Origin of the sequence: Lactiplantibacillus mudanjiangensis (assembly GCF_005405385.1) — a bacterium.
Taxonomy (GTDB): Bacteria; Bacillota; Bacilli; order Lactobacillales; family Lactobacillaceae; genus Lactiplantibacillus; species Lactiplantibacillus mudanjiangensis.
In genome coordinates, this window is the sequence record NZ_BJDY01000002.1 from 490,320 (window position 1) to 504,387 (window position 14,068).

The 14,068-nt window shown below is 42.6% G+C and carries 13 protein-coding genes; 6 read left to right on the top strand and 7 right to left on the bottom strand.

Annotation, left to right across the window (positions count from 1 at the left end; genetic code table 11):
• Positions 1–7: 7 nt before the first annotated feature.
• The 3 genes from FFM84_RS03315 to FFM84_RS03325 form a co-directional block, all read right to left on the bottom strand.
• On the bottom strand, positions 8–544 hold the full coding sequence (locus FFM84_RS03315) for a hypothetical protein (protein ID WP_130847612.1): 537 nt from the start codon (positions 542–544) through the stop codon (positions 8–10).
• A 199-nt stretch (positions 545–743) separates the two neighbouring features.
• Positions 744–2,951, bottom strand: coding sequence for a glycoside hydrolase domain-containing protein (locus FFM84_RS03320; RefSeq protein ID WP_225425226.1), 2,208 nt, complete (start codon positions 2,949–2,951; stop codon positions 744–746).
• 192 nt (positions 2,952–3,143) lie between these two features.
• Positions 3,144–3,941 carry a hypothetical protein gene (locus tag FFM84_RS03325; protein ID WP_130843413.1) on the bottom strand — a complete coding sequence of 266 codons (798 nt, stop codon included), beginning with the start codon at positions 3,939–3,941 and terminating at the stop codon, positions 3,144–3,146.
• A 117-nt stretch (positions 3,942–4,058) separates the two neighbouring features.
• Between FFM84_RS03325 and FFM84_RS03330 the strand changes: the two genes are divergently transcribed.
• Positions 4,059–4,598: a TetR/AcrR family transcriptional regulator gene (locus FFM84_RS03330; RefSeq protein ID WP_130843412.1), complete on the top strand. Its 540-nt coding sequence runs from the start codon at positions 4,059–4,061 to the stop codon at positions 4,596–4,598.
• A 47-nt stretch (positions 4,599–4,645) separates the two neighbouring features.
• Here FFM84_RS03330 and FFM84_RS03335 read toward each other — a convergent pair whose 3' ends face one another.
• Positions 4,646–5,416 carry a hypothetical protein gene (locus FFM84_RS03335; RefSeq protein WP_130843411.1) on the bottom strand — a complete coding sequence of 257 codons (771 nt, stop codon included), beginning with the start codon at positions 5,414–5,416 and terminating at the stop codon, positions 4,646–4,648.
• 131 nt (positions 5,417–5,547) lie between these two features.
• Between FFM84_RS03335 and FFM84_RS03340 the strand changes: the two genes are divergently transcribed.
• From FFM84_RS03340 to FFM84_RS03350, 3 genes are all read left to right on the top strand, one after another.
• Positions 5,548–6,090: a TetR/AcrR family transcriptional regulator gene (locus FFM84_RS03340; RefSeq protein WP_130843410.1), complete on the top strand. Its 543-nt coding sequence runs from the start codon at positions 5,548–5,550 to the stop codon at positions 6,088–6,090.
• Between the two features lie 446 nt (positions 6,091–6,536).
• On the top strand, positions 6,537–6,986 hold the full coding sequence (locus FFM84_RS03345; protein ID WP_130843409.1) for a MarR family winged helix-turn-helix transcriptional regulator: 450 nt from the start codon (positions 6,537–6,539) through the stop codon (positions 6,984–6,986).
• A 26-nt stretch (positions 6,987–7,012) separates the two neighbouring features.
• Positions 7,013–7,633 carry a YczE/YyaS/YitT family protein gene (locus tag FFM84_RS03350; protein WP_225425225.1) on the top strand — a complete coding sequence of 207 codons (621 nt, stop codon included), beginning with the start codon at positions 7,013–7,015 and terminating at the stop codon, positions 7,631–7,633.
• A 67-nt stretch (positions 7,634–7,700) separates the two neighbouring features.
• On the opposite strand, the gene FFM84_RS03355 is transcribed toward FFM84_RS03350, so the two are convergent.
• Complete coding sequence (locus FFM84_RS03355; RefSeq protein ID WP_130843407.1) at positions 7,701–8,708, bottom strand: aldo/keto reductase; 1,008 nt, start codon at positions 8,706–8,708, stop codon at positions 7,701–7,703.
• A gap of 241 nt (positions 8,709–8,949) precedes the next feature.
• On the opposite strand from FFM84_RS03355, the gene FFM84_RS03360 reads away from it, so the two are divergent.
• A complete protein-coding gene (locus FFM84_RS03360) occupies positions 8,950–9,156 on the top strand; it encodes a type II toxin-antitoxin system Phd/YefM family antitoxin (protein ID WP_130843406.1) in 207 nt (68 codons plus the stop codon).
• A 139-nt stretch (positions 9,157–9,295) separates the two neighbouring features.
• Here FFM84_RS03360 and FFM84_RS03365 read toward each other — a convergent pair whose 3' ends face one another.
• On the bottom strand, positions 9,296–11,176 hold the full coding sequence (locus FFM84_RS03365; RefSeq protein ID WP_130843405.1) for a subtype A tannase: 1,881 nt from the start codon (positions 11,174–11,176) through the stop codon (positions 9,296–9,298).
• Positions 11,177–11,483: 307 nt separating this feature from the next.
• Here FFM84_RS03365 and FFM84_RS03370 point away from each other — a divergent pair, with 307 nt between their 5' ends.
• Positions 11,484–12,446 carry a 2-hydroxyacid dehydrogenase family protein gene (locus FFM84_RS03370; RefSeq protein ID WP_130843404.1) on the top strand — a complete coding sequence of 321 codons (963 nt, stop codon included), beginning with the start codon at positions 11,484–11,486 and terminating at the stop codon, positions 12,444–12,446.
• A 60-nt stretch (positions 12,447–12,506) separates the two neighbouring features.
• Here the strand turns inward: FFM84_RS03370 and FFM84_RS03375 are convergent, their stop codons facing one another.
• Positions 12,507–13,892 carry a DHA2 family efflux MFS transporter permease subunit gene (locus tag FFM84_RS03375; RefSeq protein ID WP_130843894.1) on the bottom strand — a complete coding sequence of 462 codons (1,386 nt, stop codon included), beginning with the start codon at positions 13,890–13,892 and terminating at the stop codon, positions 12,507–12,509.
• Positions 13,893–14,068 lie beyond the last annotated feature (176 nt).

Sequence of the window (14,068 nt, forward strand, 5' to 3'; positions counted from 1 at the left end):
ACGCTACCTAATAACCCATGATTTTTGAAATTATCGCTACAAAGATCGCTAGAAACTGCTCATAGAAAACTGCTGGTAGTAAAAAGAGCCCTATCACACATGCCGTAAGAATAACTCGTAAAATGATAAATTTAGAAAACTTATCTTGCGCTAGTAACGTAAAGTCAGAAGGCTCATGCTTTAACCAATATTTATATTGAAAACTTGGCAGCATAACTCCTAAAAACGGGTATAAGGCGGCTGCTAATGCAATTAATCCCATAGAAAGTACAAAATGATCTAACACCATTGCAAACAAGGCAAAAAGATAGATCAGAATTGATAAGATACCACCATAAATACTCGTTCTAAATAATCGATTATGCTTATACTCAGCAAGTGGTCCAGCAGCGATAGTGCGTTTAACCTGCTTTTTTTCAGTTCGGTTCAAGTTATCTCCGGGTTTAAAAACTTTAGGCGTTATTAAATCAATTATTGTCATAACTATTATCACTACCAATAAGAATAGCCAAACACTTAGTAATGTTATTGATGCTGTATTCACAATTGTCTCCTTTCTATATACTATTATCTTTTGTTCGAGCTATGCTACTATTTAAATAATGTACAACTAGTTTCGTATTTATGACTATTTTGGCAATTTTTATACTTACTTCTGTTTAAAATGCTCATTATCTTTTACAACAACCGTATCAAATTAACACTAATTATATTTTCCGGTCTTTCCTTGCCTTGATAATTAACTAGATTGCCCCAACCGCTAGTGCAACAGCATCCACCAAGTAACCTACAACAAATGTGCCGCTCGCAATAAGTCCGGCTATAGCAATCGCACCAATTGCTAAACCAACCACAACTGCCGCACCTTCCATAATTCTTACAGCATCTCCCTGTATCTCAGTCAATGCAGAATTATGCGCATCAGCTTCGGTGGCCGTAATCCAGTCCGGCAAGGGCGTAATAATTGAATGAAAACTTACTACTAAAGTGATTTCATATTCAATTTCATACGTTTTACCATTATTACTTTCATGTTCAAAGGTCGAATCAAGTTTAAACGTAATAGTAGTTGCCGTTGCACTTACATCTATCTTATTCTTTATCTCACCGTTTTTTATAACAGATCCAACACTATCTAAAGAAGCAGTAACCGCCGTATCTGTAAAACCGGCAGTATTTTCTGTTAGCAGCTGAGAAATATCATCTCCAAGATCTACATGAACAGATCCATCATTTACGTTATACGTGACCGAAGTATCGCCATCGTCGTCACTAATACTACCCTCAAGATCAACCTTTAATGATAGATCCATCGCCGGCGTCGTCACTTTATATTCTTCACTGGTTGCTTCAATTTTAACGTCTTTCACGAAATTGAAAATACTATCTGTATCTCCCAAATCTGAAATGATTTCATTGATTTTTGCTAAATCATCAGCGCCACCAACAGCACCACCGGCTGTAAAATCACTAACCGCAGTCGAGCGACTACTATTAGAAGCCACCTTATCAATATAAAAGTCATCGAAAGCCACTTCACTGAATTGATCAAAAGCCCATTCAGTAGGCATCGCGAATCCAAGGTTACCTGAGAAACCAGTCGACATGTCAGAGACAAACGCTTTTTCCGCTAAACCATCAGTAATAATCGTATTGACAACGTTTCGAGTGGCGTAAATACCGACATTAAAGTCAAAGCCAGCAATTCCACTGGCGACACCAGTGAAATATGGTGCAATTGTTCCCGCAATATCGCCATCTTGAATATCAACATCAACGGCAAAGTAAATAATCGCGTCATCTGGGAAACCTAATTCCATTGCAGCTAAGCCAGCTTTACGACCATCACTTTTTCCTTTAGCTTCCGTAAAATAGTCTTCTGAGTCAGAAGCACCATCTTGATAAATTGGAAAAATCTTCAAACCAGCATCAGTGAGTGTACTAATTTCAGTAGTGGTAAGATTTTTAGCAACTTCATTATCACCAGTGCCGGCCGTTCCAGTCAAATAGCGGCCAACATATTCATAACCAGCAGTATTTAACGCAGCGGCTTCACTTGCATTAATTTGATGTGACGTATCACACGCAACCGCCGCACGATTAGGATTACCGGCCGAAGTTAACAGACTCATAAAGACATCTAATCCGGCCGAAGCACCTGACGTCGATGGCAAGGCCATATCAGTTTCAAAAGTTGACACCGCACTAGAGACATCTAGTGAATAAGTCCCATCAAAATCGCCCGTGTAGGTTTGGTTATTAACGTATAATCCCCATTGCAAGATACGAACAAAGTTATTAGTATCACCTTCATAGACCGTTGGCGTTAACTCTTGCGTCATTGGACCATACGTACCAGAAGCCGTGTCGGTATCCAATCCTTCTTCGGCTTGTAACGCATATAAAAGGGCTGTATTCGTATCACGTTGATAGATCCCATCACACGGCAAGATGCCAGTATAAGCTAAGTAGTCGTGATTAAGTTGTTGCTGCATGGTCCGAATCTTTTCATAACCATCAGCCACCAACGTAAAGGCCGACATATTAAGTAAAGCGGCCATAAATTGTGAATTAAGTGTCCCAGAAGTATCACTCAATCCGGCATATTCTTTCATCGTTGATACCGCAGATTCAGTATCCGAAGAAAACTCACCATCAAACGCGACTGGATCAATCCCTTTACACCAGAACCCACCTTGAATAATGTAGGCGATATTGCCAGAATAACCAGGAACGATCTCATCAGCAATTTCATCAAAAAGACTTGCAGTCGTTGGCCCAAAATTATCAACTAGGTCGGTGATGCCCAATTCGTGTTGCAGTGCACGAGTTAATCCATAAACGGTATCCCAGCCTGTAAAGCCATCTTCGGGAACGCTACCAAAACCAGAAACATCACCATATGTGGCGTTCAACCACTTCTGCGTTTCTAAAACCAATTGATCTGCCATGTGCAAAAACCTCCTGTAAATTAATTTACTGATCTAACAAGTTTATTATGTGACTGCGTTTACGCATTAACAAGTTAAGTCAAAGAAACATGGCAAAAAAGTCAAAAGATCATCATATTTTACGAACAGATGACATGACACAAAAAGCCACCCAAAATTGATTCATCAATTCCAAGTGACTTAGTTAACATCCTACCAAATAGATTTCTTTCCATTTGGTAAGACTTTTGGCTTATCCGGCAAACGATGTAAGACCAGTAGTGACCGGATTGAAAAGGCAATCGCGACCACCCCAACAACATAGAACCACGGATTGTTCTGAACACTAAAATATGAACTGACCGCAGCCCACATGTTCGTTGGTAAAAACGAGTTGATCGTCCCAATCATAATGACAATTGCTAACCCTTTTGACGCGCCTAATTGCGTGCCGCGCTTTTCCCAATACAGTCCAGGCATTATGCCCATCAAAATATTGGTGAAGATATACCATTTAAGCATTGCGGGATCATTCATGAAGATTCTAAACAAGTTAACTGTCGGAATCATCACGACTAACCAACCAGCCACGCGCCACCAAGCATCACGTACGGTGACATCTTTACCCCAGATTTCTTCACGTTCTACATAGACGCACTTGACCAAATTATAAACTTCAAACAAGGTCCACACGACTTCGGCCACCGCCGCAAACTGGAAAATCCAGAAACCACCAACGGCATGCGATGCGGTGGCGAATACGAAGATTCCCATCGAATCAATCGCAAAATAATACGAATGCATCAAAAAGTTATATGGCGACTTACCCTCCCGATTAACCAAGCGAAAACTATAAATATACTCAACAAAGCCAATCGCAAAGGTTAACCCTGCGACACAAAAAGTCGACCAAAAGTGCGGATTGCTCGTACTAAAAGCCCTCACAAAATCCTGTAATTGATACGTAGTGCCATGATACGTTGCAAATAAACTATCTAAAAATTGCCACATTTTATACACGCTCCTTCAACTCAACTAAAGCTTTGTGTATTAGCATAAGCTTTTATATAATGGCTTTAGCATCATTTTTAATAAAAGTGTGTATTAACTAATGAAAAGGTGATTTTTTTGGATCAACGCGTTATCAAAACCAAACAGGCCTTAACAACGGCATTGTTTAGCCTCTTACAAACACAAACCATCGACACCATTACCGTAACCGCCCTGTGCCGTACTGCCAAGATCAATCGACGAACATTTTACATTCACTACGATCATGTCAGTGACATTTTTGAAGACTATCAATTACAACTCGCTGATCAAGTCGCGAATTCACTAGCTGGTGAACGGCACAATCTCAACAATCTCGTACAGACCTTTGATAAAATCCTGATGGCCAATTTTGACGGCTTTAAGTACCTTTGTTTAAACCGCCAACAACACCACTTAGTTGAAGATTTACAACAAATGCTATTCGAGACGCTCTGTGATACCTTATTAACTTCACAGGCTGCCCCTACTGATAGCTTGATCTTGAGTGCTTTAGCTTCGGGTCTCATTAATACCTATGTCTATTGGTTTAGTCATGATGATCAGATCACATATGACGCCTTGACTGAAACCAATCAGCAGCTCGTTAAAACCCAAGTCGCATTACTAACCAAATAATGACGGTCACCTCAACTGGCGATCGTCATTATTTTTACACACTAATTTTAGCCATTGGCAACCGCGTATTTCACCATTTCGGAAAATTCAACCGCTAAATGCCACTTGTGACCATTGATAATTTCAGTTGGAGTGGCCGATGGCAGATAGGCGGCTAAGATCGCATCAAACCCGTTCGCCGTTGGTCGAATTTGGTGATACGCTCGCCAGCCACGGCCAAGATCATCGTCATCACTTGCTAATGCCACATAGCCACCCATCTGAATGGGATATGATGGATCAGGCGTTGTTGGTTTAAAATCACCTTTTTCTGGATACAGTGTCATTTCGGTCGGTTCACCAAAACAGCCAAATGTTTCAATAATATGTTGACCCGTAACCGTATTACCGACTGAGTAAAAGTGTTCGGGATTAATAATCGCCGCAAAAACACTACCGAGTTCCGCACCCATGACTTTTTGTAATTGTGGCATCGTGATACCTTCCACGTGCATCATAACTTGCCCTTCTTGTAAGTCGGCCGTACCGTTCGACTTAGCCGCTACATCCTTCCAAAACCGATCCGAACTCGCCAGTGGTGATTGATACAAAGCCTTCATCTCAGCCAAATCTGCATATTTTGCTTTAGTGGTTAGTAGTAATTGTTTAGCGTCAGAATAAGAGAGCCAGTTAATTTCCGTATGCGATTCGGCAATAGCTGCGCCCAACGTTTTCATTTCATTTAAGACATGCTTGATCCGACTTTCTTGGACCTTCGCCAATTCTGCTTGCGTTACCGGGGTCCCATCAATGGTAACTTCAATTTTTAATTCAGTCATACCAATCACTCCTTAGGTTTTTGATGAGATTATCATAACCAAAATAACGTTAAATCAGAACCACGATATTAAGATGTTTGTTGTGTTAAACTACAAGTGTTGGAAAAGTAATTAAAAAAGGAGTTGTTTCCATGGCTGATCATCGTTATCAACGTACCGACAATGACATTAAACGGGTCTTCTTAGCTAGTCTACAAACGACCGCATTTGATCAAGTCAGCATTACGCAACTCACCAAAAGTTGTTTAATCGACCGATCAACATTTTACGCTCATTATGACAGTCTATATACCTTGGCTCAGGCTGTCATCACCGATGTTATCAGTGATCTACAAACGACCCTAAAAACCAGCCTCGTGAAACAACATGAGCCTGAATTTAATCACTATCAATACTTCCGTGACTCACTCGTTCGACTATTTAATGACAATAATGCAAAAATTATCTTATTACGCCAAATTAATTTAGGTCAAAATAGCTTTGATGCGCAATGTCGCCGTTTATTTAGTGACTACTATACACAAGTCTTCCATCTATCCGCTGACAACTTCACCATTTACTTATTGGTGAACCTTGCGATGAGTGATTTCGATTACATTTTGCAACATCAACGTGCACCTGAATTGGCTGAAATACGGTCCGGGTTAAAAGGCATTGAACGAATTTTTAACTAACATTCTAAAGGTTGAAAGCTACTTTTTAGCAATAATCGTTGACATGATAAGCATTCATCGATCAAAACTAGTCATACTTGCCACCTGCCGTTCGCCCACATTGAGCCGGAACGCTGTGGACGACTTTTGAGACTAGCGGTTTTATCTAGGCTCAAAAGCGAGGTGGAAGCCCGCACTTTGGCTGGAACCGGTCCCCACAGCCGGCAGAATCACTGACTGGCGTAGGTGACAAATTTAATCCAACTTAAGTCAATGTTGGTAAGGTTTCGACCAATACATTTAACTTTCAACCTTTAGCTAACATCCTAAAAAACAGTCGTTAGCACTACCATCTGAGCTAACGACTGTTTTTTTAGGGCTCACAACAACCTCAAGCACAAGTTGACAAACTAAATTTTTAGCGATTTAATGGATAAGTCCACTAATTTAAGCGAGGTATCTCATTTATGGTCACAATTGCACCGTTTAACAAGTATATTGCTAGCATTTACCGGCAATCAAAAAACGAGTTTAATCAACAAGTTGCTGCCTTGGATATCCGGGCGACTGAAGGTGATTTATTACTTTTCATCAGCGATCATCCCAATATCTCACAACGCCAAATTGCCCAACAGATGGTCTTAGATCCTAGTTTAGTTGCGCGGGATTTACGCGATCTCGTTACTCGGCAACTGGTCACTCGAACCGCCGATCCCCACGATGGTCGTGCCCATTTAATTGCGCTAACCGTTTTGGGTCAGCAACAAGCCAATGAAATTCGCCAAGTTATGGCTAATTGGTGGGCGGCGTTGTTTGCGGCCACACCTAAAGCCGATGCGCAAACAACCAGTGACCAATTAGCCGCCATTTATGAGACCTTGCAAAACCGTTTGAGAGGAACTGATGCATCACGTTAAAGCTATTATCTTTTATTAAACATTATTTGACCCTAACCTTGGGGCTGATCCTCATGGCCATCGCTGTCGCGTTATCAAAGTTAGCTGGTCTAGGCACATCGCCTATTTCCAGTATTCCAAATGTCATGAGCATCTTAACACCACTCACGATTGGTCAAATGACTATCATCTTCATGTTCGTTCTCATTGCTTTGGAACTAGTCTTTTTACGCCGGGAATTTTCACCTTGGGCGTTGCTTCAATTAATTCCATCAATTATTTTTGGTGGCTTAATTGATTTATTTACTGATTGGCTCCGATGGCTACCACTAAATAACTACGGTGCCCAACTCATTGCCACCTTTATCAGTATTTTCATTTTGGCATGGGGCGTCTACTTTGAAGTCAACTCCCGCACCATTTTAATGGCTGGTGAAGGACTAGCAACAGCTGTGGCGATTGCGACTCAAAAAGCATTCCCACGCGCAAAAGTTTGGTGTGATGCGTCAATGGTGGTTGTCGCCATCATCATTGCTTTAGTCGGGCTCCATGGCCTAGTTGGTGTTCGTGAAGGGACGATTCTTTCCGCCTTAATCACCGGGCGACTCGTTAACTGGTACACCGATATGAATCCTAAATTAACACATTGGCTACATATTAAAGCCTAACTGGTATGATTAAAAATGGTTGTTTTTCATTAAGCTTTTGCCTAGTGAAAAACAACCATTTTTTTAATTACTTTTTATCAGCATCCAACAAAACCACACCCGCTGCCGGATTATGATCAATCGCGCCAATCACTTTGTGTGGTACGTAGGGTTCTTCCAAGTAGGCCACATCTTCAGCGGTCAAGTGAACCTCAAATGCACCCACGGCATCGTCCAAATATTTCGTCTTCGTCGCGCCAATAATCGGTGACGCAATCCCCTTCGCCCACTGCCAAGCCACCGCGATTTGGGCCATCGTGACACCGTACTTTGTCGCTAGTTCATGCACACGTTCAGTGATCTTGAGATCATAGGCCTTCGTATGGTCGTATTTTCCCATTGCCACGCGATCAGTTTGACTGCGTTTCGTATTGGCATCCCAATTTGGCCGTGCCAATCGCCCGGCAGCTAATGAACTATATGGCATCAATGAAACATCCATTTGTTTGCATAAAGGAATTAATTCTCGTTCATCTTCCCGATAAAGGAGATTATAATGATTTTCCATCGCTGAAAACGGCGTCCAGCCGTGATCGCGGGCCGCCAGTTGCATGTTATAGAACTGATACCCGTACATTGCCGATGCACCCAGCGCCCGGACTTTACCAGCTTTAACTAAGCCATCAAGCGCCGCCATCGTTTCTTCAATCGGCGTTTCATAATCGAACCGATGAATGATATAAAGATCTAGATAATCCGTGCCTAACCGCTTTAAGGTGCCATCGATTTCACGATTGATGGCGGCTTTAGATAAACGGCCAGGATTGAAATACACTTTTGATGCGATCACCACTTTATCGCGCGCTACTTTTTGTTTAAGCGCCCGACCGAGATATTCTTCGCTAGTCCCAACCGAATACGTATTGGCCGTATCAAAAAAGTTAATCCCTAAATCCAGAGCATGATCGATGACTTGCGCACTTTGATCCGCATCTAATGTCCAATCATGCATCGTCCCAGCTTTACCAAAGCTCATCGCCCCGATACATAGTTTAGAAACCTTAATATCCGTCTTACTAATTGTCGTGTATTCCATGACATACCCTCCGCATCAGTTTAAGCTAATCTCAGTTTAAGCGCTTACTGTCAGTTTGTCTAATGCCTTCTTTAATGGGATAACTATGCTTATTGGTTATAGCTATTCATCAACACATACTTAGTTCATATTCAAAACAATGCTCAGCAATTAACGCTGGTCTATCACTGAATTAAGCGCTGCTTTTTTTGATGAATGTACCAAGTCAACGTACACTTTAATTATAAAGGGGATGTTTAACATGCGCGCGATCAAATCAATCGCTTTTCAACAAAAATTAACAACCTATCTAAAGTTAGTCAATGATCAGGCTGAGCCATTACTCATTACAACGCCGACGCCGGACAACGATGTCATCGTATTATCGCTCGCGGAATATCAGGCACTCATAACCAGTCGCATCATGGCTAACGATTATCATCCTCAAACCAAGCAATCCCCAATTTAACCGATCTCCCCCCTTAAATAAAGCGTTCGGAACAACGGCCAAACGCTTTTTATAGCTCTAAATACCGCTGACGATTAACCTAAAAAAACAAAGTCTAAGTCGCTGAAATCAACGACTTAGACTTTGCTTTAAAATACAGTTATTTTAGACTCCGATTGACCCATTTGATAAAGTTCGTTTCATTATTCCCCGTGCGTTCTGCTTCGGTATGACCTTGACCCCAAACCGTCGCAAAATCAACACTTTTCACTTGCTTGTTTTGTTGCAAGGCTAATTTCAAATTGGTTTCAACGGTCAAAGCCGTATCACTTTGATTGATCCCAGTCCGAATCCGCCAGTATTTCGCAACCTTGCTGGTATTATAACCATCATAGTAGCTCGTCAAGTAGTACATTGGATTATAAAGATTCAACCGTTGCTGCATGGTACTCCCCAGGGCATCGGTCTTCTTCAAATCTTTTTGATACGCCTTCGCATAGCTTGCCTTATAATTCTTCAACTTCGCATACTTCGCACTATTTTGTTTTAATAGTTTGCTAATCGTCGAATCAAAATGGTTGGCAGAACTACCGCTAGTCGCAAATAATTGATTTTCAGTTTGTTGACGGGTTAAGCCATCAAAAGCACCGACATCTTTAGACGCGGTCTTGCAATGCTTTACAAACGCCTTCATGCTGGTAATCGTCGCGGTATTTTTCTTGACATTATAAGTGATCCAAGTGCCATTCTTATTCAACGACTTGATATAAGCCTTAGCTGTCTTATAAGTTTTACCACTGCTGGTTGATTGACTGCCCATGGCCGTACCGCTACTGCCAGAAGGCATCTTCCCAGACTTAGCCGTCCCAGATGGTTTAGTGCCACTTGGCAGACTACCAGACTTCTTAGTCCCGGTTTGCGCTGCCGCCCCACTAGGTCCTTCCGTACTGGTAGCCTTGTATGGGAACGTCGTATCTTTCAAGAAGTTATTGAGTGACTGTTCCACTTTTTTTTTCAAGTAAGTAGCATAAGTCCCCGTCGTGTAAATCCCCGTTGAAGATTTAGTTAAGCTCAACGTTTGCCCGTTGCTATCTTTCAAGCCAAGCTTGTTGATATAGCTTGCATATTGAGTAGCCATATCATTCGACAACGCTTTGGTCCAAGTGCCGGACTTCCGCGTACCTGTTGTCGCATATTGACCCATGTTCCATTCATAGGCTTCATTAGCGGTATCCAAACTGGTAATCGGGCACCAAGCCATCGCCCCAGCAATCGCGTCACTGGTTGATTTACCAGCAGTCGTGGCTAATGGCGCCCCGATTTTCTTAAGATACTTTGTGTACTTCTTACTATCACCAGTCGCACCCATCAACGCACTTTGCGCGCCGCCACCACTGTGACCAAACGTAAAGACGCGATTCGTGTTACCGGCAATTCGGGAACTATTCAACCGTAACGTCCGCACGGCTGATTTCAAATCCGTAACGCCCCATGGTGAGGAGCCATTGGATTTGTCGGTTTGACTCAAGCCACGACACCCAGCAGCGACATAGATAAATCCAGCTTTAGTATACTTAGCCGAGCTACTGTCATAACCAGTTGGTGCTGCTTGGGCTGCATATCCCGGTGTATTCACCGGGATCACAATTGGGGCCGTTTTAGCGGTATACCCCTTCAATTTCGCCTTATTATTAAATGTTAGACGATAAGTCTTGTTACCACTAGCTTTAGCGGTGACATATTTAGCGGGAATAAAGATTCCCATCGATTCATAAGTCTTGCTCGTCGTCTTGGTCCCATACTTAATACCTACTTGGTAATAAACCTTGTGTTTGGCATTATAGCGCCATTTATGCTGATTAATTAACAGCTTTTTGGCATTGGTGACATCGGTTTTGGTGACCGTTTGTTTGGTCGCTTTCGCCACTTTGGCGGCGGTGCTGGTCTGCTTGCTGGTCGTTTTAGTTTGACTGCAAGCGGACATTAAGGCGGTGGTAGCTAGTAAACAACCCGCCAATGGTAGCACTTGTTTCAACTTCATGATAAATACCCCTCTGCAATGTCTGACTTTATTGAAGAACGTATCCAACTAAACTCCTAACCGGCGGCCAAAAAATCAGTGCAAAATAGTCCCGCCTAAGATGATGGCTTGCTAACTTACCAGAAAGCGTGGCCATCGCCGGTAAACAAGGGTTAAGGCCCCATTACCGGCGTCACCATTGTACCGTAATAGTTCTAATCTCGCCACTAATCTCAAATTTAACTTTGCAACAGCATCAAAAAGTCTAGGTTTGTCATTTTGATCATTCACAACTATGATTAGGATATCAATCTACAGGAGGATCATCATGACAAAAGTTTATTTAACCGCTCAAATGCCGGCACTCGTTGAAAAAACATTAGCCGACAATCAATTAACCGTTGGTGTCTATCAGGGTGACGGCTTAATTTCTCACGCTGAACTATTAACCGAAGCCGCAACCGCTGATTTTCTGATTACCACGCTCTCAACTCAAGTTGATCAGGCCATCATTGATAGTGCCCCTAACTTGAAACTCATCGCAAACTTTGGTGCTGGTTTTAACAACATTGATGTCGACTACGCAAAGTCAAAGGGCATCCTAGTCACCAACACGCCAAAAGTTTCAACAAATGCCGTTTCTGAATTGACTTTTGGCTTAATCTTAGCCCTCAGCCATCGCATCGTTGAAGGCGATCAACAAATGCGTCAAACTGGGTTTCCTGGTTGGGCACCCCTCTATTTTCTTGGTCATGAAATCGCAGGCAAAACCCTTGGTATTTTCGGCCTAGGTAATATTGGCCGCGAAGTTGCTAAAAAGGCAACAGCGTTGGGCATGAAGGTGATCTACTTTTCACGCCATCGTTTGGATACTGAAACTGAACAAGCGTTACAAGTGACGTACCACCCATTCGAATCTTTAATTAAAGTCAGTGATTTCATCAGTATCAACGCACCCTTGACCCCACAAACGCAGCATCAATTTGATGCCGCCGTATTCAAACAAATGAAACCAACAGCGATGTTAATTAATGTTGGTCGCGGTCCCATTGTCGATGAAGCAGCGTTGTTAACTGCCCTTCAAGATCAGCAACTTGCGGGTGCTGCCTTAGACGTTTATGAAAATGAACCAGATGTTGATGCTGGCTTTAAAGCATTGAAAAACGTTATTTTAACCCCACATATTGGTAACGCGACTGTTGAAGCTCGTGACGCCATGGCTGAAATTGTGGCTAACAATGTTCTTTTGAGTAGCCATGATGACACACCAAAGTTTGTTGTTAATCCATAAATTACGCCAGACAGTAAAGCCCTCAAGATTAAACTCAATCTTGAGGGCTTTACTAGTTACTTAATTTTTCGCAATATCTTTAAGACTGAACCCAATCGCACACACAACAACCGTGACCACGACACCTAACCACAAAGCTAAGTGTGTCCCAGCAGTCGTCTGAACAAATGAGCTACCATGGGGTTTCAGCGTACTACCAGTTGCCAACAAAGCCGCCATAATCGTAGTTCCTAGCGAACCCGCATATTGTTGTAACGTGTTAAAAATCGCATTACCATCGCCCAATTGATGCGCTGGTAACTGCTGTAACCCAAAAGTCATAATATTATTGAATAGTAGACTAAACCCAATTTGGAAAACGACAAACAGGAGCACAATTAACGGAATTGATAATTGACTAACAGCAAAGCAACCGGTCGCTACTAATAAGATGAGACTCCCAATTCGAGCGGGCTGTTTAATCCCATTATTATCCATCAACCGGCCAGCTAATGGCGACAGCCCGGCCGATGTCAGACTGCCTGCCAACAGCATTAACCCTGACATCAACGCATTTTTACCTAGAGCTAATTGGGTAAAGTTTGGTAATAAGAACGTTAGGCCAATTTGCACAAATTGAATACAAAAGTAAATGGATACTGCCCGACTAAACATCTGATTCTTAAAGATGTCTACGTCTATTAAGGGCTGGTCACTCCTCTGGGTCACTAGAACCCAGACACTCAATGACACAACCGTAACTAGCAGTGGTAGCCAAAAGTTCAAGAACGAAAAGCCGGTGGTCCCAATACTATTTAACGACCAAGTTAAGGCCATTAAAGCCACAATGATCAAGATAAACTGTAAACTGGGAAACCGTCTTTTTTCCGGTGCTGCGGGTTGTGTAATATGCATCGTGGTTATCAGCCACGCCACAATCCCCACAGGCAACGTCAACCAAAAGATTAGCCGCCACGATGCCAATTGGGTGACTAACCCGCCATACGTTGGCCCTAAAGATGGGGCTAAGGCAATTAACATCCCTGCTGTCCCAGTGTATCGGCCCTGTACGTCGACTGGGACTTGTCGCATAATTTGCGTAAACACTAGTGGCATCACAAAGCCAGTCCCTACCGCCTGAATAATACGACCAGCTAATAACAACCACAAACTGGTAGACATGGCACAGAGCACACCGCCTAAAACAAAAGCGCCACCACCGATATTGACCAATAATCGCCACGTCAATCGGCGTTGCATAAATGCCGTCACCACCATCGTTGCTGCCACGGCCAGTAGATAAGCAGTAGTGACCCATTGAACGGCATTTAATGACGTGTGAAATTGCCGCATCAAGGTTGGAAACGTGACATTCATGGACGTTTCAACAAGCACCCCACAAAATGCGAGCCCGGCAGCACCAAAAATTGCGAAACGAGTAGACTTAGAAACCTTGGAACTAGACATCTTTGACAAAGGAAAACCTCCTGAATCAAGGCCAAGTTCGCCCCTCGTTTCCATAACGGCTCCGAGATTCGTGACAACAATGTGATATATTTATAGCTAAACCCTGAGTTATTTAGGCCTAGCTATAACGCTAAGCCATTTTTTGTATTGACGCAATTTTACCATTCATTTGATCG

What these genes read in the sequence shown, in the direction of transcription:
- FFM84_RS03320 (WP_225425226.1), bottom strand. Translation starts at nt 2,951, where the DNA reads ATGGCAGATCAATTGGTTTTAGAAACGCAGAAGTGGTTGAACGCCACA.
- FFM84_RS03355 (WP_130843407.1), bottom strand. Translation starts at nt 8,708, where the DNA reads ATGGAATACACGACAATTAGTAAGACGGATATTAAGGTTTCTAAACTA.
- FFM84_RS03375 (WP_130843894.1), bottom strand. Translation starts at nt 13,892, where the DNA reads ATGTCTAGTTCCAAGGTTTCTAAGTCTACTCGTTTCGCAATTTTTGGT.
- FFM84_RS03360 (WP_130843406.1), top strand. Translation starts at nt 8,950, where the DNA reads ATGCGCGCGATCAAATCAATCGCTTTTCAACAAAAATTAACAACCTAT.
- FFM84_RS03325 (WP_130843413.1), bottom strand. Translation starts at nt 3,941, where the DNA reads ATGTGGCAATTTTTAGATAGTTTATTTGCAACGTATCATGGCACTACG.
- FFM84_RS03365 (WP_130843405.1), bottom strand. Translation starts at nt 11,176, where the DNA reads ATGAAGTTGAAACAAGTGCTACCATTGGCGGGTTGTTTACTAGCTACC.
- FFM84_RS03335 (WP_130843411.1), bottom strand. Translation starts at nt 5,416, where the DNA reads ATGACTGAATTAAAAATTGAAGTTACCATTGATGGGACCCCGGTAACG.
- FFM84_RS03340 (WP_130843410.1), top strand. Translation starts at nt 5,548, where the DNA reads ATGGCTGATCATCGTTATCAACGTACCGACAATGACATTAAACGGGTC.
- FFM84_RS03345 (WP_130843409.1), top strand. Translation starts at nt 6,537, where the DNA reads ATGGTCACAATTGCACCGTTTAACAAGTATATTGCTAGCATTTACCGG.
- FFM84_RS03370 (WP_130843404.1), top strand. Translation starts at nt 11,484, where the DNA reads ATGACAAAAGTTTATTTAACCGCTCAAATGCCGGCACTCGTTGAAAAA.